At 38.5% G+C, this 24,159-nt stretch carries 17 protein-coding genes and 1 pseudogene; 11 read left to right on the top strand and 7 right to left on the bottom strand.

Annotation, left to right across the window (positions count from 1 at the left end; translation table 11 throughout):
• Positions 1-23 precede the first annotated feature (23 nt).
• Positions 24-761 carry an FMN reductase gene (msuE, locus tag BMW38_RS12165; protein WP_092708413.1) on the bottom strand — a complete coding sequence of 246 codons (738 nt, stop codon included), beginning with the start codon at positions 759-761 and terminating at the stop codon, positions 24-26.
• 376 nt (positions 762-1,137) lie between these two features.
• On the opposite strand from msuE, the gene BMW38_RS12160 reads away from it, so the two are divergent.
• Positions 1,138-1,788 carry a response regulator gene (locus BMW38_RS12160; protein WP_003654038.1) on the top strand — a complete coding sequence of 217 codons (651 nt, stop codon included), beginning with the start codon at positions 1,138-1,140 and terminating at the stop codon, positions 1,786-1,788.
• A 47-nt stretch (positions 1,789-1,835) separates the two neighbouring features.
• Here BMW38_RS12160 and BMW38_RS12155 read toward each other — a convergent pair whose 3' ends face one another.
• Both BMW38_RS12155 and BMW38_RS12150 read right to left on the bottom strand, forming a co-directional pair.
• On the bottom strand, positions 1,836-2,603 hold the full coding sequence (locus tag BMW38_RS12155) for a hypothetical protein (RefSeq protein WP_198496644.1): 768 nt from the start codon (positions 2,601-2,603) through the stop codon (positions 1,836-1,838).
• 388 nt (positions 2,604-2,991) lie between these two features.
• A complete protein-coding gene (locus BMW38_RS12150) occupies positions 2,992-6,489 on the bottom strand; it encodes a hybrid sensor histidine kinase/response regulator (RefSeq protein ID WP_092708408.1) in 3,498 nt (1,165 codons plus the stop codon).
• 181 nt (positions 6,490-6,670) lie between these two features.
• On the opposite strand from BMW38_RS12150, the gene BMW38_RS12145 reads away from it, so the two are divergent.
• The 4 genes from BMW38_RS12145 to betT all read left to right on the top strand — a co-directional run bounded on the left by BMW38_RS12145 (position 6,671) and on the right by betT (position 11,718).
• Positions 6,671-7,003: a DUF485 domain-containing protein gene (locus BMW38_RS12145; protein WP_092708405.1), complete on the top strand. Its 333-nt coding sequence runs from the start codon at positions 6,671-6,673 to the stop codon at positions 7,001-7,003.
• 1 nt (position 7,004) lies between these two features.
• The gene (locus BMW38_RS12140) at positions 7,005-8,720 is read left to right on the top strand and encodes a cation acetate symporter (protein ID WP_092708402.1); all 1,716 of its coding nucleotides are present in this window, start codon (positions 7,005-7,007) and stop codon (positions 8,718-8,720) included.
• A gap of 170 nt (positions 8,721-8,890) precedes the next feature.
• Positions 8,891-9,583: an ion channel gene (locus tag BMW38_RS12135; RefSeq protein ID WP_213031152.1), complete on the top strand. Its 693-nt coding sequence runs from the start codon at positions 8,891-8,893 to the stop codon at positions 9,581-9,583.
• A gap of 167 nt (positions 9,584-9,750) precedes the next feature.
• The gene (gene betT / locus BMW38_RS12130) at positions 9,751-11,718 is read left to right on the top strand and encodes a BCCT family transporter (protein ID WP_092708399.1); all 1,968 of its coding nucleotides are present in this window, start codon (positions 9,751-9,753) and stop codon (positions 11,716-11,718) included.
• Between the two features lie 60 nt (positions 11,719-11,778).
• On the opposite strand, the gene omp33-36 is transcribed toward betT, so the two are convergent.
• Positions 11,779-12,687: a porin Omp33-36 gene (gene omp33-36, locus BMW38_RS12125; protein ID WP_092708396.1), complete on the bottom strand. Its 909-nt coding sequence runs from the start codon at positions 12,685-12,687 to the stop codon at positions 11,779-11,781.
• Positions 12,688-13,695: 1,008 nt separating this feature from the next.
• Here omp33-36 and BMW38_RS12120 point away from each other — a divergent pair.
• A complete protein-coding gene (locus BMW38_RS12120; RefSeq protein ID WP_092708393.1) occupies positions 13,696-15,405 on the top strand; it encodes a GGDEF domain-containing protein in 1,710 nt (569 codons plus the stop codon).
• 83 nt (positions 15,406-15,488) lie between these two features.
• Positions 15,489-17,193 (top strand): annotated as a pseudogene (locus BMW38_RS12115) (KAP family P-loop domain protein).
• Between the two features lie 71 nt (positions 17,194-17,264).
• Here the strand turns inward: BMW38_RS12115 and uvrA are convergent.
• Positions 17,265-20,096, bottom strand: a complete 2,832-nt coding sequence (gene uvrA, locus BMW38_RS12110) for an excinuclease ABC subunit UvrA (RefSeq protein WP_092708390.1) — start codon at positions 20,094-20,096, stop codon at positions 17,265-17,267.
• A gap of 295 nt (positions 20,097-20,391) precedes the next feature.
• Between uvrA and BMW38_RS12105 the strand changes: the two genes are divergently transcribed.
• The 4 genes from BMW38_RS12105 to BMW38_RS12090 all read left to right on the top strand — a co-directional run bounded on the left by BMW38_RS12105 (position 20,392) and on the right by BMW38_RS12090 (position 22,788).
• Positions 20,392-20,994: a TetR/AcrR family transcriptional regulator gene (locus BMW38_RS12105; RefSeq protein ID WP_092708387.1), complete on the top strand. Its 603-nt coding sequence runs from the start codon at positions 20,392-20,394 to the stop codon at positions 20,992-20,994.
• Between the two features lie 3 nt (positions 20,995-20,997).
• Complete coding sequence (locus BMW38_RS12100; protein ID WP_056482219.1) at positions 20,998-21,975, top strand: zinc-binding dehydrogenase; 978 nt, start codon at positions 20,998-21,000, stop codon at positions 21,973-21,975.
• Between the two features lie 65 nt (positions 21,976-22,040).
• Positions 22,041-22,394 (top strand): DUF1304 domain-containing protein, encoded by a 354-nt coding sequence (locus BMW38_RS12095; protein ID WP_092708384.1) that lies wholly within the window; start codon positions 22,041-22,043, stop codon positions 22,392-22,394.
• Between the two features lie 52 nt (positions 22,395-22,446).
• Entirely contained in the window at positions 22,447-22,788 is a 342-nt protein-coding gene (locus tag BMW38_RS12090) for a GlpM family protein (protein ID WP_004639912.1), read from the top strand.
• A 42-nt stretch (positions 22,789-22,830) separates the two neighbouring features.
• Here BMW38_RS12090 and BMW38_RS12085 read toward each other — a convergent pair whose 3' ends face one another.
• Positions 22,831-23,637, bottom strand: coding sequence for an SDR family NAD(P)-dependent oxidoreductase (locus tag BMW38_RS12085; protein ID WP_092708381.1), 807 nt, complete (start codon positions 23,635-23,637; stop codon positions 22,831-22,833).
• A 102-nt stretch (positions 23,638-23,739) separates the two neighbouring features.
• Entirely contained in the window at positions 23,740-24,111 is a 372-nt protein-coding gene (locus tag BMW38_RS12080) for a MerR family transcriptional regulator (protein ID WP_092708378.1), read from the bottom strand.
• Positions 24,112-24,159 lie beyond the last annotated feature (48 nt).

The raw sequence follows: 24,159 nt of genomic DNA, 5'->3' as shown, positions 1-24,159 counted from the left end.
ATTTTTATTCAAGCATGCTGCGGTTAGGCAACATGCGTTAATGATTTGCCAGACTTGTGATGCAAGCGAGACTCTGCCGCATCAAGATCTGGGACAGCTGCTGAAGGTAAGACTTCTTCTTGCTCAATCTGTTTATTAATCCCAAGCTCTTGGTTCGCTTGCTGTGATTTAGATTTAACCACTTCAGCACGCTTTCCTTTGGCTGGCGCCCATTCTAAAATTGGTAATGCGCGAGCTACTGCTAGCGTAATACGATCTGCTAATTGCTCACTTTTAACCGTGTATTCAGGGGTAAAGTCGCGATCTGTTGCATATACGCCAATTGGTAAAGTTTGTGCTTGGAAGAAGCTAAACAATGGACGAAGCTGATGCTCTAGTACAAGCGCATGGCGATCACTACCGCCAGATGCAGCTAAAAGTACAGGCACATCAACCAAAGCTGTTTGTTCAACAAAATCGAAGAAATGTTTGAACAGACCTGTGAAAGAAGCACGGTAAACAGGTGTACCTACAATTAAAGCATCTGCTGCTTCAACCGCTGCAAGGTCATCTTGTACACGCTGTGGAAGTTGATTGCGATAAAATGCACCGCCTAATAAAGGCCCAATTTCGCTTAATTTAATAAAGTGAACTTTAATATCGATTGCTTCAGATAATTCATCAAGAATGGCTTGAACCAGACTTTCCGTTTTAGATGGGGTATTTAAGCCACCAGAAACAGCAACAATATTCAAAGGTTTTGGTGATGTGATACCAGTCATAATTTGGTTCCTAAGCCTAAAAAAGGTGATTGGAGCTATTAATCAACAACGACGGTAAACTGTAAAATAACGAAATTGGTCAACCTTATCTGTTTTAAATATAAAAGATAAATAGTGGATTTTTATACTTTGTTTTTTTGTTAAGTTATTGTTTTTATTTTATATAATTATTGGTGATATATTTTTTATAATAAAAAGGAAGCTTATATAAAAAACAGATTAATTTTGATTAAAAGTTAAAAAACATCTGAAAATTTTTGCTAAGTTCTGCATTTATCAACATTTTGCATAAAAATGGATAAGATGAACGTATCTTTCATCTAAATAGTAGGGTTACAATAGGCCATAATTATGCTCAAGATTACTTTAATCGCTTATGAACATTTTAATCGTTGATGATCATCCTTTGTTTCGTCATGCTTTAATTCAAGCAGTACGTTATAGCCTGCCACAGGCACAAATTCATGAAACAGCTTCGGTTGATGAGTTTTATGAGCGTTTGGAAAATGGGGCAGAACCTGATCTGGTATTGCTCGATTTAAATTTACCGGGTGCTTCAGGCTTTTCTGCTTTGGTTTATGTGCGAGCACAGTATCCAGCTATTCCAATTATTGTGGTTTCTGCACATGAAGAAACTTCAATCATTCAGCGTGCGATTGCACATGGCGCGATGGGTTATATTCCTAAATCTGCGCATCCAAGTCATATTGGTGAAGCGATTCGTCAGGTCTTAGAAGGTGATATCTGGTTGCCGCCTAACTTGCCATCTAACCTTAATCTTGACCCGCGAGCGGCAGATGAAACTGCATTGGCAGAACGTATTCAGTCATTAACACCACAGCAGTTCCGTGTTTTGATGATGGTTGCAGAAGGCTTATTAAATAAACAGATTGCCTACGAGCTCGATGTCTCAGAAGCAACGATTAAAGCCCATGTGACAGCCATCTTTAGAAAATTGGGTGTACAAAACCGGACACAGGCGGTACTGGCAATTAGTGCATTAAATATTGAAGATAGAAAAATCTAAAAATTAAAAAAAAAGACCTCGATTGAGGTCTTTTTTATATGTGTGAATTAAGCAAGGCAATCCTGTTTTGGGGTTAGGCTGTCGCAATACAATGGGTTGAGTGCAGATTGCAAATCATCGATCTGTTCTTGCGTCACATAACGTTTCATTTTTAAATATTCCGCGACACGGTCATCACGCAAGCTTAAGAAAGCAGCATCATAAACACCCAAATCCACAAATAGTGCAGCTGTTTCAAGACTGTTGAATCGATCTAGAAAAATATCGTTGCCATACATTAAGAAGATATGGTCGAGTTTTGCTTTTTCATCAACATGTAGACGTTCAGCAAGTTGATCTGGATGAGTCTTAATAAAGAGTAAATCAGAGAGTTCATCAAACTGAGTCATGTCTAATTGATTTTCTCCAAGTTTGACATGACCAAGCCAAGCTTTGAAAACAAGCACAGCACCACCGCGAAGCAGCATGCTCCAGATTTGATGACGCGTATCGTGATCTAGATTTTCACTTTCTGCCGTGAGGACTTGTAAGAAGTTTTCTTCTTGTTGCCCTAATTTATCAAATAAGCCCAAACCTTGTGGATGGTAAGCTGCTGGGGCAAAGACATCAAAATTCAAATCATGAAAAATATTGAGCGCAAGCGGAACGGCACACTGATAAATGGTATTTAATGCTTTGATATGTGCTTCATTGAGTTTGCTATTGGGAAAAATGCTTTGCCAATCTAATTCCGGAAGTAACGCATTGGCACTGTATTGACGATAAAATTGCTGAGATGAGAGTTGCCCTTGTGGGGATGTATCAAAAGTATTCATGGCAATTGTCCTTTGCATTAATAAGTTGGTATGGATGTTTTATAAATTAGAAATGGGTTTCGAAATTTTGAAGCATATAAAATGCACATCGATTATTTATGGAACATGAAGAATGCAAGTGATATACGACTAAAGTTTTATATGGGGTTTTATGTTTTATTTTCTTTTAAAAAATATAAGCTTATTAAATTGTAACTAGGTGTACACGTGTTCACTTACAAAAAAGGTGGGCTTTGCCATAGGAAAAGGGGCATTGGAAAGTTTGGTCAATTATTTCTTGGGTAAAAGTAGACTTTTTGAGCAGTTCTGCCTATTTGCTTAAATTCAGCCATTAATTTTTGCCAACAATTTCTCCCAAACCCATAAAAGGCTTGGGAGAGACAAATCATTAGTCTGCTGTGCTGGCAATTTTAAGCCCAGATAACCAAGCTCTTAATGAAGCTGGTTTAAGCGGCTTCTTAAGTAAAACAATATTCAACTCTTTAAGCTGCTGAGGTAACTCTGGATGAGAGTCAGCGGTAATTAAAGCAACTGGAATATCGTCCTGTCGATTTTGCATAATAAAATCGACGCCGAGTTGGTTGTGATTCAAGTGTTGGTCAATGAGCCAGACTTGAATATTTTCCTTTTGAATAATCTCAAGCGCCTGTTCTGGCTCGGTGGCTTTAAAGACCTGATAGCCCCATTTACCTAGTAAACTACTCATACCTTCTAAAATAGTTTCATCGTTGTCCAGACATAAAATACGGTAGGCCTTAGTTTTTAATGGTACTGTCTGCACGGTTGGGGTAATCACTTTTGGCGCCTCTACGACTGGAACTTCAATCATAAAGCATGAGCCTTTATTGAGCTCTGAGTAGACATGAACAGGATAATTCAACAAACCTGTCATACGCTGCACAATAGCAAGCCCTAAGCCTAGACCTTGTTCACCCCAAGGTGATAAATGTCCACAACGTTCAAATTCTTGAAACAGTTTAATTCTCTGTTCTTCGGCAATTCCGGGACCTGTATCCCACACGCCAATACGAATATGACCCGACTGTTGTGCCGAGCGTAGAACACCCACAACTACTCGGCCTTTTGCTGTATAGCGTAAAGCATTGCTGACAAAGTTCTGAATAATACGTCGAATCCACTGTGGATCTGTGTCAATCCAGAAAGATACATCATGAACTTTGAGTGAAATATTTCGCTGAGCAGCAATCGATTTAAACTGTAGTTCAAGATCGCTGAGTAAATCATGCAAAGGATAAGGTTGTCTTTTTGGCTGTATGCTGCCGCCTTCTAAGCGGGCAATATCGAGTAGGGCAGAGAGCATGCTTTCTGCACCATATAGAGCACGATCAAGTTGTTGCAAAGTCTGACGGTCTTCTTCGGTTGCGATGCTCTGTTCAAGAACGGTACTAAACAGGCGAGCTGCATGCATTGGCTGTAATAAGTCATGGCTTGCCGCAGCGATAAAGCGGCTTTTTGACATATTTGCCATATCGGCTTGTTCACGTGCAAGTTGCTGTTCGGTTAATGCATCGGCAAGCTGCTGGGTTCTGTTTTTTACACGGGCTTCGAGTATTGCCTCATTTGTACGGAAAGGAGTAATGTCGGCGAATGTTGTCACAAAGCCTCCACCTGAAATAGGATTACCACGCATTTGAATTACCCGACCATCTTTACGGATTCGTTCAAATTCATGAGCACTTCCAACTTTCATCCAGTGCAAACGTTTGCGTACATGCTCTTCGACTGAACCAGGGCCACATTCACCGCGTTCAGCGTTATAACGAATTAAGTCTGCAATTGGACAGCCAACGTACACTAAGTCTTTAGGGTAACCAAACAGTTTTAAATATTGGTTGTTCCACGCCACCAGACACATATTTTTATCGACTACACTTACCCCTTGGGTCATGTGGTCAATCATGGTCATGAGCAGGTTTTGGTTAAAACGTTGCCACTGTGAGGCTTGGTCCAAAATATTAGCAACTTGGCCTAAAGCCAGACCATTATTAATCATTGCTGTAGTGAGCAAAGTACGTGCAGAGGCTGCTCCAATAATGCCGGCTAGATATTGCTCGGTAAACCGCCACCACATACCATTCGCAATACTATTTTCATTAAGAATTAAATGATTTTGTTCACAGAAATTTTCAAAGGCTTGTGTTGTTGGTTGCTCACCAGTAATTCTTTTGGCAAGTGCAAAGAGATCACCTACTTTTAAACGAGCTGCATCATGCGGTAAATAGGTTAAATCGGTAGAGGTGTGCGGTGATGGCAATGGTTTTGTTTCATAATAGAAGAAACTTTCAGCCTGAATTTGCTCTGCCACACTTGGGCGGTAGAGTTTGGAAATCCAAATATATAAAACAATATTTAAACCAAGCGACCAAATTACACCATGTGTAAGTGGTGCAAATGATTCAAAACCAAATAATGATTCAGGACGTAGCGCATTGATTCCAAAAGGGCCAAAAAGCAAAATACTCTGAGCCGCTTCCTGATAGGCTTCAGGCAAACTACGTAAGATCGTTGGAAATAGTAAAGTATAACTCCACATTAAAAATCCAATGATGAGTCCCGCATATACGCCCTGACGACTTCCACCACGCCAGTACAAACCACCAATAAGAGCAGGGGCAAATTGAGCCACAGCACTAAAAGCCAATAAACCAAATACTGAAAGCTGGTTAATATCATTAAAGAAATGGAAGAATAAAAAGCCAAGTAGCATCACTGCAACAATACTAATACGGCGACTAAACTTAAGAACTTTAGGAAGATGCTTATCATGGCGCGAGAGCACTTTAAAACGCCAGAGCGCAGGCATAATTAAGTCATTACTTAGCATGATAGACAGGGCAACTGATGAAACCAGTAACATGCCTGTCGATGCAGAGAATCCACCTAAAAAAGCCAGTAAAGCCAGCCCTTCTTGGTTATAGCTAAGGGGTAATGACAACACGGCAACATCAGGTACAGTCAAGAACTTTGGTGCTGCATGCAACGCCCAGCTTGCGATCGGAATAATGGCTAAAATTGTTAAAATGAGATAAACCGCAAACCATTTACGCGCACCGCGAATATGCTTTTCGTCACGCAGCTCGACCACTGCTACATGAAACTGACGTGGCAGGCAGATAATTGCTAAGCCTGCCAATAAGGTCTGAATCCAGAATGTTTCAGGTACTCCAAACAACTGAACTTCCTGAAAGGTTTGGTTTACATCGGCTGTAACTTGGACTAGGTTCGCTGGTGTTTCAAAAATAAAAAATAAAGCGACGCAAATGAGTGCGAATAATTTTACAAAAGATTCAAATGCGACAGCGAGCATGAGACCGCCATGTTGCTCGGTATTGGCAATTTGCCTTGTACCAAAAATCATGGCCAAAATAGCCAGTACACTAGTTAAAAGCAAAACACTATTGGTGGTTGTATGGATATGAGCATTCTGTTCCATAATGACAGACGTACTTAAAGCAATCGCACGTAGCTGTAGGGCCAGATAGGGGATAATCGCGATTACGGCCAAAATGGTAACCAGTGATGCCAATACCCCACTTTTTCCGTAACGTGCAGCAATAAAGTCGGCAATTGATGAAATAGCATGGTGTTGGCGTACTCGACCTAAACGTCGCCAAATGTCATAGCCGAACCAGACAAATAAGAGTGGACCTAAGTAAATCGGTAAGAAAATCACGCCTTCGCGAACAGCGGCTCCAGTTGCGCCATAAAATGTCCATGATGAGCAGTAAACACCTAAGGTTAAGCTGAATAAAAACATGCGGCCACGTGTACTCAGACGGCTGGCATGCTTTTCACCAAAAAAAGCACAAATAAATAAGAGTGCGATATAAAGGGTGAGTACCCCAATAATCAGCCAGCTGTTCATATGACTCACATGATTAAAACCTTGTGCCTATCATACCCCAAGCAGAAACAAAGCTATAAATTGATTAAATTTTAACGACCAAAGTCTAAGTTACGAATTACACGGAATTTTGCTAACTTAAATCCTGAGAAACTACTATTAAAAAAGTGGCCAAGGCTGGACACAGGCAAGGAGTTTGGTTATGGATCAGAACCAAGTAGAACAGATTCTACGCAATCCAAAGTTTCAAAAGATGGTCAAGAAAAAAAGTGCATTAAGTTGGACACTAACAATCATTATGTTAATTCTTTATGTGGGTTTTATGCTGCTTGTAGGCTACAACAAAGAATTTTTGATGAGTTCATTTAGTGGTGGTGTAACGACATGGGGAATCCCGCTAGGTTTAGGAATTATCGTTTTATCTTTCCTTCTGTGTGGCGTGTATTCTTTTATCGCAAATAGGACCCTTGACCAGTTGAGTGCAGAAGCGTTGAAGGAAGTTGAAGCCATCACGCATGAGAAAGGACTACACTAATATGAAATGGAATTCATTAAAGGCGAAAGCTTTATTGGCAGCAGCATCGCTATATTCAACAGTGGCTATGGCGAGTCCAGATCTGGGAGAAGCTGAACAACAAGCAACCAACTGGCATGCCATCATCATGTTCTTAATTTTTGTTGGTTTCACTTTATTCATTACTAAGTGGGCTGCAAAACAAACTCAATCAACACAAGATTTCTATACAGCAGGTGGCGGTATCAGCGGTTTCCAGAATGGCCTGGCAATTGCGGGTGACTATATGTCTGCTGCATCTTTCCTTGGTATTTCTGCACTTGTGTTTAGTTCGGGCTTTGATGGCTTACTTTACTCGCTTGGGTTCATGGTAGGTTGGCCAATCGTTTTATTCTTAATTGCAGAACGTTTGCGTAACCTTGGTAAATATAACCTTTCAGATGTGGTTTCATTTCGTCTTGAAGAAAAACCAGTACGTACTTTAGCTGCGGTCAGTTCACTTGTTGTTGTGGCATTCTATTTGATTGCTCAAATGGTAGGTGCGGGTCAGCTCATCAAATTACTATTTGGTTTGAACTACAACATTGCTGTAGTCATCGTTGGTCTATTAATGATGGCCTATGTAATCTTTGGTGGTATGTTGGCAACGACATGGGTACAAATTATCAAAGCGGTAATGTTACTCAGTGGCGCAACCTTCATGGCATTCATGGTCATGAAAGGAGTTGGCTTTAGTTTCAGCAACATGTTTACCCAATCAATTGAAGTATTCAGTAAAGTGCATGATGTAAGCTTGACCGATGCTGCAAAAATTATGGGGCCAGGTAAACTTGCAGCAAACCCGATTGATGCCTTGTCTCTTGGTTTGGCATTAATGTTTGGTACAGCTGGTTTACCGCACATTCTTATGCGTTTCTTTACAGTAAAAGATGCGAAAGAAGCGCGTAAATCAGTTGTGGTTGCGACAGGTTTTATTGGTTACTTCTACCTTTTAACTTTCATTATTGGTTTCGGTGCGATTCTTTTCGTATCAAACAATCCGCAATTCCTTGATGTTGCAAAAATGGCAGTAACAGGCAAACTTGAGCTTGTTGGTGGTAACAATATGGCAGCCGTGCATTTAAGTGACGCTTTAGGCGGTGACTTATTCATGGGCTTCATTTCAGCAGTAGCATTCGCAACCATTCTTGCTGTTGTTGCTGGGTTAACACTTTCAGGTGCATCTGCAATCTCTCACGACTTATACGCTAACGTATTCAAAAAAGGTCAAACAACTCCAGCTTCAGAGCTTCGCATGTCAAAAATTGCGACACTTGGTTTGGCTATTTTTGCCATGATCTTGGGTATCTTGTTTGAAAAGCAAAACGTAGCGTTCATGGTAGGCTTGGCATTCTCTGTAGCTTGCTGTGCAAACTTCCCAGTTCTTGTTCTTTCAATGTTCTGGAAAGGTTTAACGACTCGTGGCGCAGTTATTGGTGGTGTGGTTGGTCTTGTAACAGCAGTAGTATTGATTGTGCTATCTAAAGCAGTTTGGGTAGACACTTTAAAAATCTCTGATACACCAATCAACCCGTTCAATGGCCCTGCATTATTCGCAATGCCGTTGTCTTTCCTTTGCTGCTGGTTGTTCTCGGTGACTGATAACTCTGCACGTGCTAAAAAAGAGCGTGCTGCTTTCGATGCTCAATATGTTCGTTCAATGACAGGTATTGGGGCATCTGGTGCATCGGATCACTAAGATCAATATTGTTAGCTAATTCTTAAAAAAGCCCTACGGGGCTTTTTTTATACTTATTTAATTTTCAATTTAGGGCTTAGATATTAATAAAGAACAACTTGTTTGCCCTGTTTTGTGTACAGTATGATTTGCTAGACCTCAAAAAGCATAATGAAACAAGGAAAATAATAATGCGATCTATCATCGAGTTCTGGGCGGGCTTTCGATTGCTACCTTCTGCATGGTTGCTGCTTGTGCAATTTATCTTACTCATTTTGGCCATGCTGACTTTTCATGATGTATTTTACCGCACCCTAACATGGGCTTTAGGCGTGCTTGCCTTACTCATTATTGCCAAGGTTATTCGTCAAACCCCAATGTTTACTTTTCTCGGGTTAACATTTGTGAGTGGGGCGATTATATCTTCGGTATTTATTTTATTGGGTTATAGCAATTTATACGTTCAGATTTTTGCACATGGCTGTGAAGCACTAGCCTACTTTTCAGCAGCTTATGGCTTATTTCGTTATATGTTTGCCGATCAGTATTTAACAAGAGATGAGTTGTTTGCAGCAGCAGCAGTCTTTACGCTTATTGCATGGGGTTTTGCATTTTTATATAACATTTGTCAGCTTATTTTTCCGTCTAGCTTTCAAAATCCAAATAATGTTCAGCATTTACAGACTTGGCTAGATTTATTATTTCTCAGCTTTAGCTTGCAATCGGCTACAGGTTTATCTGACTTAATGCCTCTGAGCCCACCAGCGCGTGTTTTAGCCATGCTCCAAATGTTCTGTGGAGTCATGTATTTAACTTTAATCGTAACTCGATTAATTGCTTTACAATATATTACCCACCTCCCTAAAAAAAATTCAGATAAATAATGTAGAAGGTGTTTTAATTTATTTACACCTTTGTAACTGCAATATTCTTTAAGTTTATTTAGAGTGTTATCGGCTTTCTCTATTGAAAGCCTTAGCTTTGTTCATTCTATGAATATCTTATTGGCATTTAAGCCTGTCACTCGTCATTAAAATAACATGGAGGATTTATGCCTTCCAAACAGTCCAGTTGGTTCGCAAACGTTAATCCTAACGTATTTTTTGGTACCGTCATTATTATTGTTTTGTTTTTAGCAGTAGTGGTGATTGCTCCGAGTTCTTTTGAGCTTCTAACGCAACAATTAAAACAATGGATCACTGATTCATTTAGCTGGTTTTATGTTTTATCTGTTGCTTTCTTTCTCATCTTATTGATTTATATCGCCTGTTCATCGATTGGACGTATTAAATTAGGGCCTGATCATAGCCAGCCTGATTATAATAATGGGTCCTGGTTCGCCATGCTGTTTACAGCAGGGATGGGGATTGGTTTGATGTTCTTCGGTGTTGCTGAACCCGTCATGCATTACGTTAACCCCCCAAGCGGTGAGGCACAAACCATTGATGCAGCACAGCAAGCACTAAGAGTAACCTTTTTCCACTGGGGGTTACATGCGTGGGCGATTTACGCTGTAGTCGGACTGGCTTTAGCTTATTTTGCCTATAGACATAATTTACCTTTGAAGACCCGTTCCGCACTTTATCCTCTGATTGGAAAAAAGATTTATGGCCCATTGGGCGATAGCATTGATATTTTTGCAACGATTGGAACTGTATTTGGTGTCGCGACATCTCTTGGCTTTGGGGTAACCCAGATCAATTCTGGTTTGCATTATTTATTTGGTGTAGAGCAAAGTACTCATGTTCAAGTTCTACTCATTATTTTCGTGAGTATTTTGGCTTCCTTATCCGTATTTTTAGGTCTGGATAAAGGTGTAAAACGTTTATCAGAAATAAACTTAGTTTTAGCTGTAATTCTCTTAGTATTTATTTTTATTGCCGGCCCTAGCATTTATTTACTCCAAACCACTATTCAAAATACTGGGCAATACCTCTCTAACCTTTTTACCATGACATTCAATTTATATGCCTATCAGCCAAATGGATGGATTGGGGGCTGGACGATCTTGTATTGGGCATGGTGGATTTCGTGGTCACCATTTGTGGGAATGTTTATTGCCCGCGTGTCACGTGGTCGTACCATTCGAGAATTTATTGTTGGGGTTTTGCTTATCCCAACAGGCTTTACTATTATCTGGATGGGCTTTTTAGGAAATGCTGCGTTATTTAGCATTATCCATGAGCATCAAACCACCTTAATTCAGGCGGTTCAACAAGATTCATCAGTCGCATTATTTGAATTTCTAAATCATTTACCTTTCTCTGGGGTAATGAATGTCTTGGCAACTGTTTTAGTGGTTTTATTTTTTGTGACCTCAGCTGACTCAGGTGCATTAGTCACTGACTATTTAACTGCAAAAACAGAAAACTCACCGACTTGGCAACGTCTGTTCTGGACAGTGCTTATGGCTGTACTCGCCATTATTTTATTATTAGTGGGTGGGTTGGCTGCACTTCAGTCCTCAATCATTATGAGTGCATTACCATTTACTGTCGTCATGCTGTTAATGAGCTGGGGATTAATCAAAGCATTGCATCTTGATGTCACTAAAATGACGGCTATTCAAGAAGCACGAATTACACCGCGTGCTATTCATAATCCACGAAGCTGGCAACAGCGTCTAGGATTAATCATGCACTATCCTCATAGTGAAGACGAAGTAAAGCAATATATTGAAAATCAGGTAAGCCGTGCTTTTGAAAATATTAAGCATGAGTTGAAACGCCGTCATTTAGAAGTTTCAATTAGTCAGCTTGAAGATGGTATGCAGCTTAGGGTAGACCATCACAATGAAATTAATTTTATTTATAAAGTTGTTTCACGTGAAACATTACCACCAAGTTTTCTTATGGGGCGTATAGAAGCAGAAGATGGGCAATATTTTCAGGCTGAAGTCTTTTTACGAGAAGGTGGCCAGAACTATGATGTAATGGATTGGACGCAAGAAGATTTAATTCAAGACATTATTGATCAATACGAACGTCATCTGTATTTCTTAAATATTGTACGAAGCTAATATTTAGGTATAAAAAAAGGACTCAATAGAGTCCTTTTTTAATTCGATTTCTAAATTAAATTAGAAACGGAATTTAGTATTTAAACCGATAGTTTGTGTATCGTAGCTAGTAGACGCATTTTTAACGTCAGCTTTCATGTACGATGCACCAACTGCTAAAGCAGGAGTAATGAAGTAGTTTACGTTACCACCCCAAGCTTGACGGAATTCACCAAGCTCATTACCTTTGATGTCAGCTACGCCATCGTTACCCACGAAAGATGCACCAACACTTAACTTAGGAGTTAAGTAAAGGTCAGTTTTTAAACCGTATTGGTTTTCTTCACCGAAAGCACCAGCAGCTTCAAAACCGATTGCCATGTTAGTTCCATCGATTGGACCTACATATTTAGCACGTGCAGTAATAGCATCTTGGTCATTTTTGATCGCAGCAGTTTGGTTTACAGCAGAGTAGATACCGTTGCTGATGATGCCAAAGTTGTCTAAAGCGAATTGGTTAGCAACACTTGTATAACCAACAGTCATCAAGAAGTTAGGTAACAACATAGCACCAACTTCTAATGCATAACGGTCACCGTTGTCATCATGAGAGATAGCGTTTTTACCATCAACATCAGTGTGGTTGTAAGTTGCGCTAGCATATACAGGAAGGTAAGGAGTAGGAACGTAAGCCTCACCTTTAACGCCGTATGTACCAACGTGGTAGTTTAAACCATTGTTTTGGTCATACTGTTGGTAGCTATAACCTAAAGATACGCTAGAAGCTTGATTCAAGAAAGCTGCTTCAGCTAATGGACCTTTAGCGGTATCAACATTTTTTAAATAGAATGTACCAGCAACGTCACCAGTGAAGTTTTTATCGTTCGCAGTTGTGTCAACATATTCAGATTGACCTTGAACTTCAAATTGATAAGCATGAGCACCGGTCATGGCTAATAATACAGCAGTGGCTAAACCAAGTTTTTTCATAATCATTTCCAGCAATAACAAGAGATAAAGCTGGGGCCATTGTATTGTAACAATTTATGAAGTCAATAATGAAAAAAAGGAATGTTAAAGATATTTGACACTTATGTTAAAATTGGTGAAAAACTAATCAAATGAAAAGTAAATTGTCAACCTGATAAAAAAATGAACATTTACAAGAAGCTAATAATTATATTTCATAGGGAATTTAGAAGTAAATGTTTAAAAGTTATTACAATTGTGATTGGAAAAACAGATTATATTAATCGGTTTTAACATTAACAAAAGTATAATATTGTTTACAATGCGAATAAAAAATCATCGTTTTCTTATCGAATTTGTAATATTTTGAGGAATAGTTAACAATATTTAGATTAGTTTAACTAAAAAATTTAACTATTTTTAATTATTATATAAGTGAATAAGATAAAAGAAATCTCTATTTTAAGTTGAAAAATCGATTAAATTTTAAATTCTGATTAATTTAATCGACTTTACAAAAGTAGAGATAAGTCACATAATTCAATTGCAAAGTTCACTACCTAACGTTTTTAGGATTTAAAGTGCTTTCCAAGATACGATGTGTTTAGCACATCAGGTTTTACGAGCTCAGCTTTCCCCAAGGTTGAGCTTTTTTTTATCTATAAGAAAATCTTAAAATTATAAGAAAAGTTATATGAAATTTATTGAAAAATCATAGATCAAAAAGAACCCAGCTTTAAGCTGGGCAGTGGATGCTGGGAGAAGCGCATCCAAGAGGATAACTAAATATGTTTTACTATCATTGCTAAAATTTTTTAATCTGTAAAATAGAGTTTTTTTATAAATATCATTTAATTTTTCGATCCCTTTTATTATTTAAGCTTACTAAAATGTAGGAAACGTATAATTATTAAAAGATAAATGAAGGGTTTATTGATGAAATTCTAGTTATTAAAATGCTAGGATGGATTTAAGCCTAATTTATATCGTAGTAAAAATGGCAGGACATTTACGGAGTATCAGCTAGAAATGTCAGGGTTACGTTCAGAGCACATTAGTAATCGACTGTTCTTTTTTATGCTGATTATTATTTTGTCCTTATTATTCATGGCGATTCCCCTCATTGTGGGAAGCTATCAGGATTATATAAAAACTAGACAAGCCTTAGCCGAAATAAAAAGTTTAAGAGCTGTAGCCGATATTGCCTATAAAATTTCTAAGGAGCGTGCTCCAGCCAACAAAATGATGTCGAGCAGTCCTGATGATTTATTAAAGAATCAGCAAGAATTAAAAAAATTTCGTTTAATTGTCGATGCGCAAATTGATACAAGTATTCTTATCTTAAAACAAGCAGGTTATGTTTCATTAGCAAATGAGTTGCAAACCAACTTCAAAGAAAACCTTAGACAAGCTCGGCATGTGGTCGACTATTATGGTGAAATTCCATATGGAGCGAGAACTTCCGTCCAAATGGATAATGCCATTTTAGGGATGTTTGGAGCATGGGATAATTGTAGGGAAATACTGCAAAAATTGATGTTGCAGCTAAAAAGTAAAGATAGCCGTATTTCTAATTACTTTACGCTGATTATAGTTCTGACCGATATGCGAGATCAGGCCGGACGTATGGCATCTAATATTATTGCTCCTGTGAGCTTTAATGAAGAAATTCCAAGTAATAATCGTGCGCGTTCTCTACAAACTCAGCATCAGTCTAGATATTTATGGATTTTGGTTGATACCTTGCAGCCTGAACAGGCAAAGACTCCAGAATACCGTCGGCTATATTCTCGAGTGAAATCAGAATTTATAGACAAGGGTATTCCGATTGTAGAAAAGTTATTAGACGAAAGCGAAAAGGGAGAGCCATATTATTTAAATGGCACTCAATTGACAGAAGCAATCGTGGGTAAATTTACCACCGTGGTTGATTTACAAAGTTATATTCTTGATGAAAGTGTTGTAATTGCCACTCAAGAGAATGTAGTTGCTCGAAATGATTTTCTCTTAACGTTATTAATTTCTTTAATTTCTCTAGCCACCGCGTTACTTACGCTTAATTATGCGCAAAGAAGGGTGTTTTCTCCTTTAATAAAAGCGAGGACTTTAATTTTAGATTTATCGCATAGTTCTGATCATTGCACAGATGAGATGAATGTAACTACAAAAGGTGAATTTTTTTCTCTATTTGAGGCGATTGATCGATTACAGCGTATGTTGCAACAACGTGATGCTTTTGAATTTCAATTAAAGAATATAGCCAATACAGACCCATTAACTGGTGTGTCCAACCGTTTAGCTTTATCTGAATATTTAAAAATTGTTGAAAGTTACCCTCAAAAATTTACGCAGACTTGTTTAATGATTATAGATATTGATCGTTTTAAACAGGTGAATGACCAATATGGGCATATTGTAGGTGATCATGTCATTGTTAATATTGCTGAGCAATTAAAGCAAAATATAAGAAGTTCAGATTTAATTGTTCGTTATGGCGGAGATGAATTTTTAATATTGTTAGAGCAGGTGCAATTTGTAGATGCTCGCCTTTTGGCAGAAAAAATTCGGATTGCCATTTCTTTACAAGAAATTGATTTATCAGGTTCAGATGAAAAATTGCATGTGTCTGTCAGTATTGGTTTTGCGATAGGAGCGGCGAGTTGGATAGAACTCTTAGAGAAAGCTGACCGTTCGCTATTAAGAGCTAAAGCCCGAGGGCGAAATGCAGTTGAGGGGTAATTCAAACCTTTATGAGCCTTGTTTTGAAAAATCAAATTATCTGTGGTTTATTAGGTATCTATTATTTTGAAATATACTAAATTATGAATACATTAGATAAAGAACAAAGATTAAAAGAATTATTAGAAAATAATATCAAAAATGAAAAAATTGGTACGGCCATTGCGATTACTGGGTCTTGGGGCATTGGCAAAACTTTCTTTTGGAGAAAGTTTTTAGATAAACAATTATCTGATGAGCGAGTTTATAAAAAAGATAATGTATTCAATCGGAAATATGCTTATGTATCACTTTTTGGATTGGAATCCTTAAGCGATCTTAGAACTCAGATTTATAGCAGTATAGAAAGCTATCACTCATCAATAGAAATTCCTAAATGGATTAAAACCCTACCTTCAATTTTTAAAGATACTCGTATTACACAATTAGGAATCAATGCACCTGTTAAGTTGATTGATAGCTTAATGTTTGCACAAGTCAAAGATGCCATCATTTGCTTTGATGACTTTGAGCGTATGTCTAATAAATTAGATGTTAAAGATGTTATGGGCTTGGCAAACTATCTAAAGTTAGAAAAAAATTGTCAGATTATTTTGATCTTAGATGAAGATAAAACAGAGGCCGAAAATAAGAAAAAATATGGTGATTACAAAGAAAAGTTAGTTGATGAAACGATAATCTTAAATTCTGTTGAACCTTTGATTCGGGAAAATACTAAAGGTATCGATGAGCAATTAATTAATTTGATGATAGATTTTGCTGAAAAATTAGAAATTCATAATTTTCGGTTTTTCCAGAAAGTAATTAAATTATTTAGATATTTTCTTGGTGAGTTCCCAAAAGAAGTTGCCTACTCAACAAAAGAAATTATTCTAATTCGAATTCTGCAAGGCTACTTAATTCAGGATTATTCAGGCCTTGATTATGTTTGGGATGATTGTAAATATTTCTCAGAAAAACAACAAGAAAATTGGAGTAATACGAAAAGACAAACTTATGAAAGCTTGCAAAAAGTTTCTTATTCATTTAATCACAATGATAATTGGTTAATTGAATTTCAAAAATGGTTTGATCAAAAAGATGAGATAGATTTTTTGGAATTAAAGGAGCTGGCTAATTCGGAACTTATATCAGAAAAACCAAAATATTAAAAACAAAATTTGGGATATTTTTGCTAAACGTCATGATTTGAAGTTAGAAGAAGCTGATTTGGAATATATTGCTTCCCTTGCTGAAGAGTGTGTAAAACTTGAAAGCTTTCATAATACCGCCTCAATGTATGAAATTATAAAGAAATATCTAGCTGATAAATCGAAAGCTGAAAAGTTCAAAGCAAAGATCCTAAGTCATATTGATTCGAATTTAAAAAACTCTATTGTTCGTGCAAATAAAGAACGGGAACTATGGGGAAATGAAAACAATATCTTTTATACATATATTGATGATTTAGCTAAAAATTATATTGAAGAAAAAACTTTAAGTGAGATAGCGTCTTATTTTTTAAAGTGGGGTAATTTTAAAAGTGAAAATGATAAGGATCTGTTACGAAAATTTTCATTTGATGAATGGTTTAAATATTTGACTGAAGAAATTTATCAGGAACCTTTTTTCATTGAGGGAAATGATAGCCTGATACAGTATTTAAAAAGATTATATTTAATAATAAGGGAAGATGATTCTATAGATTCAATAATTGTAAGGGTTCTACAGAAAATTGGTCAGGAATCAGAATTTAAAAAAAGATATATGCAGGATATTATTGAAAATCATTTAATGACAAAGACTTAAAGAATTTATTATCCATTTTCTTCTAACCTCACACATTAAAGAACGAAGTTAGAAGAAAAGGAGTCAGAAAATTACTTCAACATCGGTTTTAAGAAACGGCCAGTATGTGAAATCTCAACCTCAGCCACTTGTTCAGGTGTGCCTTCCGCAATGATCATACCACCGCCTGAACCACCTTCAGGGCCCAAGTCGACAACCCAGTCCGCTGTTTTAATCACATCAAGGTTATGCTCAATCACCACAATGGTATTACCCTTGTTGCGTAGCTCGTACAAAATGTCGAGTAGCTTGGCAATATCATGGAAATGTAAGCCTGTCGTCGGCTCATCCAAGATATATAAGGTTTTACCCGTATCACGTTTTGCTAACTCTCGAGCTAATTTAACGCGTTGCGCTTCACCGCCTGAAAGTGTCGTTGCAGCTTGACCTAAACGAATATATCCCAGACCTACTTGCATTAAAGTATCTAAACGACGATGAATCACAGGAATTGCATTAAAAAACTCAGCTGCATCTTCAACGGTCATTTCTAATACGTCTGAAATGTTCTTGCCTTTATAACCAACTTCTAAAGTTTCACGGTTATAACGCTTGCCATGACAAGCATCACAAGGCACATACATATCAGGTAAGAAATGCATCGCGACTTTGATCATGCCATCGCCTTCACAGGCTTCACAACGTCCACCTTTCACGTTAAACGAGAAGCGACCAGCGCTATAACCACGCGCTTTTGCCTCTGGCGTTTGAGCAAATAACTCACGAATAGGCGTAAATAGACCCGTATAGGTAGCTGGATTAGAACGTGGTGTACGTCCAATCGGGCTTTGGTCAATATCGACAACCTTATCTAGATGTTGCAGGCCATCAATTGAGTCGAACTTCTCGGCTGTTAATGTAGTTGCACCATTGAGTTGTGTGGCTGCCAATGGAAGCAAAGTACGGTTAATTAGCGTCGATTTACCTGACCCTGAAACCCCAGTCACACAGGTCATGATGCCAAGTGGAATGGTGAGATCGACATTCTGTAGGTTATGACCACTTGCACCAGAGAGTTTGATGAATTCATCTGGGCGTGGCGATTGGGTACGTTGCGTAGGTATCGCAATTTTTAGGCTGCCTGAAAGATATTGACCTGTAAGAGAGTCTTTATTGCTTGCAATCTCGTCATAGCTACCTTCACCGATAATGACACCGCCGTGAATCCCTGCACCAGGTCCGATATCAATAATATGATCCGCAGCACGAATCGCATCTTCGTCATGCTCAACCACAAGCACGGTATTGCCGAGATCGCGTAAGCGAATTAAGGTTTGTAGTAGGCGATCATTATCACGTTGATGCAGACCGATCGATGGTTCATCTAGAACATACATCACGCCCATCAAACCTGCACCAATTTGCGAAGCGAGACGAATACGCTGAGCTTCACCGCCTGACAAGGTTTCTGCTGAACGAGCGAGACTGAGATAATTTAAGCCGACACTGACGAGGAAGTGTAAACGCTCGCGAATCTCTTTAAAGATTTTATCTGCAATTTCGCCTTTAGCGCCTTCAAGATTGAGATCTTGATAATAGTTTTCAGCATCACCAATCGACATCTTGGTGATTTGTGCAATCGTCTTATCTTTGACTCGAACGTTGCGTGAAATCTCATTTAGACGTGAACCGTCGCAGGCATCGCAAGCGGCATTCGATAAATATTGGGCTAAATCGTCTCGTACATAGTTACTTTCAGTTTCACGGTAACGACGTTCAAGATGTGGCAAAATTCCTTCAAACGGCTGTACGCGAGTATGTTTACGGCCACGTTCGTCGATATAGCTTAAATCGACTTTTTCTTTGCCCGTACCTTGTAAAAATTTCTTTTGAGTATCTTTATCTAACTGGTTCCAAGGCGTATCAAGTTGGAAACCAAAATGGTCGGCAACTTTTTGTAGCATCGAATAATAATATGGACGTTGACGATCCCAACCACGAATTGCACCTTCACTAATCGCAAGTTCAGGATTTGGAATGAGCTTTTCAGAGCTAAAATGACTGCGTGTACCTAAACCGTCACAAACAGGGCAGGCACCAAATGGGTTGTTAAATGAAAATAAACGAGGCTCAAGTTCTGCCACAGCACGATCACATTTAGGACATGAGTGTTTTGCAGAAAAAACACGGTCTGGGTGTTCGCCATTCATCCATGACAAAACCGCAATATCACCGCCCAAACGTAATGCAGTTTCAAATGATTCGGCAATACGGTTACCTAAATCTTCGCGTACTTTAAAACGGTCAACAACAACTTCAATGGTGTGCTTTTTCTTTTTATCGAGTTCAGGCGGCGTATCAATGTCAATGATTTCACCATCAACACGCGCACGAACAAAACCTTGGCCTTGTAGTTGTTCGAACAAGTTGCTGTATTCACCTTTACGTTCACGAACTACAGGGGCAAGCAACATCAGTGCTGTGCCTTCTTCAAGTGTTTTTACTGCATCGACCATTTCAGAAACAGTTTGCGCGACCATCGGCAAGTCGTGTTCAGGGCAGTACGGTGTACCGACACGCGCATAGAGCAAGCGTAAATAGTCATAAATTTCAGTAATGGTACCAACGGTTGAACGTGGGTTATGACTGGTAGATTTTTGCTCAATCGCAATGGCTGGAGATAAACCTTCAATCGAGTCTACTTCAGGCTTTTCCATTTGCGATAAAAACTGACGGGCATACGCTGAAAGTGATTCGACGTAGCGGCGTTGTCCTTCGGCATAGAGGGTATCGAAGGCAAGAGAAGATTTTCCTGAACCTGATAACCCCGTAATTACCACAAATTTATCGCGTGGAATATCGAGAGACACATTTTTTAAATTATGGGTACGTGCGCCTCGAATACGGATATGACTTTGGCTCATAAAACATCTCAATTATGTATTAATGAAAATTTAGGTGTTGATTGATCAGTCTCGTGCAGTGTGACTGGTTATAAACAACAGACCCTATATATGATAACGATTTAAAATTGTTCAAGTGGTACAAAATGATTTAAAGCGACAAATTGTGACGGTTAAACGACAATCGACAAAATTTGTTTAATTAAGCAGGTTGTATTTTTAACATTCCTCTCTTTTGATTTCTACTCTTAGCAAATTTTAATGAGCAACATAATTTTACTAGACGACTGGTCTAATAGTGGGGTATTGTGTATGCATGAAACGATTAAATAAAAGTGAAACCACGCGACAACACATTTTGGATACCAGTTTTGAGCTGGTATTACACAAAGGGTTTGTCGGCGTTGGTTTACAAGAAATCTTAAAGGCTTGTGACGTACCTAAAGGTTCGTTCTATCACTACTTTGCTTCGAAAGAGGCGTTTGGCTGTGCGTTGCTAGAGCAATACATGGCCAACTATAAAGTTCGTATGGAACAGCTTTGGCAGCACAGTGAGCAAAGTGCCCACGCCCGTTTAATGGCGTTATGGCAGGCATGGATTGATGACCCAGTAAATGGTAGCTGGGCTGAAAACTGCCTGATTGTGAAACTGGCAGCCGAGGTTTCCGATTTATCGGAAGATATGCGCCAAATTCTCAATGACGGTGTGTACAAATTAACGCAGCGTCTGGCTTTGCTCCTCAAAGAAGGCCAACAAGAAGGGTCAATTCCAAAACATATTGATCCTTTAAAAACTGCACAAGTCATGTATCAGTTATGGTTAGGTGCTGCTTTACTCACAAAATTGTCGCAAGACAAAGCACATCTACATCTAGCTTTAGAAACGACCCAACAACTCTTAAAACCGATAGAGGAATAAAGCATGCGAAGTATTATCCATGGTAATTTTGGCGAACCTGTAGACGTTTTAGAGCAGGCGGATATGCCAAAGCCAGAACCAAAAGCTGGTGAAGTTCGTATTAAAACAATCATGTCTCCAATCCATAATCATGATGTATGGACGGTACGTGGAAGCTATGGCTACAAGCCTACTTTACCCGCTATTGGTGGTAGTGAAGCTGTTGGTATTGTAGATGCGCTGGGTGAAGGCGTTACTCATGTACAGGTAGGACAACGTATTGCAGTTGCAGCTGTGCATGGTAGTTGGGCTGAATACTTTATTGCACCAGCTCAAGGGCTTATTCCGTTAAATAATGAAATTGATGACGAAACAGCAGCACAGCTGATCGGTATGCCAATTAGTGCCCTCATGCTGTTGGACTTTGTAAATGTTCAACCGGGTCAATGGTTAATTCAAAATACAGCGAATGGTGCGGTAGGTAAAACTGTTGCCATGATTGCGCAGGCACGTGGTTTACCCGTGATTAATTTAGTTCGTCGTACTGATGCAATTGCAGAGATGCAAGCTTTAGGCATTCAACATGTTGTAGCAACCGATCAGCCTAACTGGAAAGAGCAAGTTAAACAGCTTCATGGTGACCAACCTTTAATTGCTGGTGTGGACTCGATTGGCGGAAGTGCAAGTGGTGAAATGCTGAACTTGCTTAGTGAAAATAGCCTATTGGTTTCGTTTGGCAGTATGACAGGTGAAACCATGCAAATTTCATCTGGTGATCTCATCTTTAAACAAGCAACTGTAAAAGGTTTCTGGGCGAGTGTGGTCAACAAAGAAATGCCAGCAGAACGCAAAAAGGAACTGATTGTTGAGTTATTAACGCTGGCAACTCAGAAAAAATTAATCCTTCCTGTAGAAGGCGTATTTAGTTTTGATGAGATTAAAACAGCTGCTCAAAGAGCAACACAAGGTGCTCGTCAAGGCAAAGTATTGTTAAAGCCGTAAAACATTAAAAGATCAGTCGAGAGACTGATCTTTTTTCATATCTTTAAAATAAAAAGGAAAATTGTATGATCGGACAAGTTTTAGTGGGTTTAATTGCAATATTACATGTCTATATTTTAGTGTTAGAGATGTTTTTGTGGGACAAGCCCTATGGCATGAAAGCCTTTGGAAATAATGCAGAAAAAGCAAAACTCACCAAAGTGATGGCACAAAACCAAGGTCTTTATAATGGCTTTTTGGCTGCGGGTTTATTCTGGTCTTTATTTGCAGATGCACCTTTTGCGACATCAATCGCCAATTTCTTTTTAGGCTGTGTACTCATTGCAGGTATTTATGGCGGTCTGACTGCCAGTAAAAAGATTATTTATATTCAGGCAGTTCCAGCACTGATTGCTTTAGTCGCTGTTAATTTTCTTTAAAAAGCGCACAATACAGCGTTTTGATATGGAAATGACCAGATAGGATAAGCGCATGTGGGCGTTATTTTTAAAATGTATGTTGGGGGCTGGGGTTGTCCTCATCATTTCGATTTTATCGAAAAGTAAGGCATTTTATATTGCAGGTTTAGTCCCGCTTTTTCCTACATTCGCTTTGATTGCCCATGTGATTGTTTATCAGCAAAAAGGAGCTGAGGCTTTACAGAAAACAGCTCTGTTTGGCCTATGGTCACTTATTCCTTACGCCATTTATTTAGTGGCGGTCTATGTACTTGCAACGCGTCTGTCGATGTGGTCGTGTCTAGGTTTGGCAACATTGTGTTGGGTAGTTGCCGCGGCAGGTTTAATTTATGGCTGGCAACTATTTCAGCATTAAAAGATTAAGAGATAGCCCTTAATCTTTTAAATTGAACTAGCTTTATGACGGATCGATAACGCGGGTTCTGAGCATCCCTTCAACTAAATTGATCATCTTTTTGCGAGAAAGAATTCGAGGCAGCTGAGACGTTAAATAGTTGCTACAACCTACAACAAGAGTTGGTTTATTTTTATCTAATGCTGCAACTGTTGCAGATACAACATCGTCGACTGTAGAGCTTTTCATACCGCTGGTATCGGCATTAGCGACCTGAGTAAAATTGGTTTCCGTATTGCCCGGACAAACTGCCAAAAATTTAACGCCTGAAGATGAATATTCTCCTGCCAGCGCCTCAGTAAATTGTAATACGTAAGATTTACTTGCCCCATAAACAGCAATATAAGGAAGAGGCTGGAATGCACCTGTCGATGAAATATTAATCATGATGCCTTTTTTGTTAGCAAGCATGTGAGGCAAGAATAAATAACATAAAGACGTCACGCTGCTGATATTCAGCGTTATCATTTCTTGATAGGTAGATACAGATTGATCTAGGAATTTAGTCCATTTTCCAAATCCTGCGTTGTTAATTAAAATCTCTACCGATAATTTTCTAGCCTGCACTTCATCAAATAAGGTTTGAGCTGAATTGAATTGAGCTAAATCTAAAACGATAACCTCAACATTTACGTTATATTTTTTTCTAAGTTCATCAGCTAAATCATTCAGCTTTTGTTCGGAGCGTGCAGTCAAAATTAAATGAATCCCTAAAGATGCAAGTTTTTGAGCATAGGCTTTGCCTATTCCTGAAGATGCTCCTGTAATTAATGCTGTTGAATTTTTAAATGTAGAAAGATGAGCGCTCATTTTATTTATCCGTAATAAACGAAGTCATTACGATAAACCTTTACCCTAAGGTCAGAGTCAAGCACTAATTTTGAAAGCTATTTCAAATTTTAATGAGCTATTTTAAGCCGAAATCTTATTGATAATATAAGTATCAATAATCTCATTCTCAAGTTGCTTTAAATCTTGTTGTAAACGGGTTAACGCTGCTTTTTGCTCAATAATTTGTTGATTCTTTTTCTGAATGAGCTGTTGTGCAACTTCTACAGGAAATCGATTATTTTTATATTTTAAAGCTGACAGGTCATAAAGCTCAGAAAGACTAAATCCAACAGCTTGTGCAAGGCGGATCATCTTAACTGATTTAACATCAATCTCTTCATAAATACGATAATTTCCCTTTCTTTTTGCCACAGGTAGCAAGCCTAATTTCTCATAATGCCGAATGGCTTTAGGAGTAGCTCCAGTTAAAGATGCTAATTCGCCGATATACATATCTGTCTCGCATTTTATTGAAAATCGATCAGAGTATTGAACCATCTG

Origin of the sequence: Acinetobacter sp. yr461 (assembly GCF_900110445.1) — a bacterium.
GTDB classification, from domain to species: Bacteria; Pseudomonadota; Gammaproteobacteria; order Pseudomonadales; family Moraxellaceae; genus Acinetobacter; species Acinetobacter calcoaceticus.
Note: the sequence above shows the minus strand (reverse complement) of the source record. Positions and strands in the feature narration are given on the sequence as shown.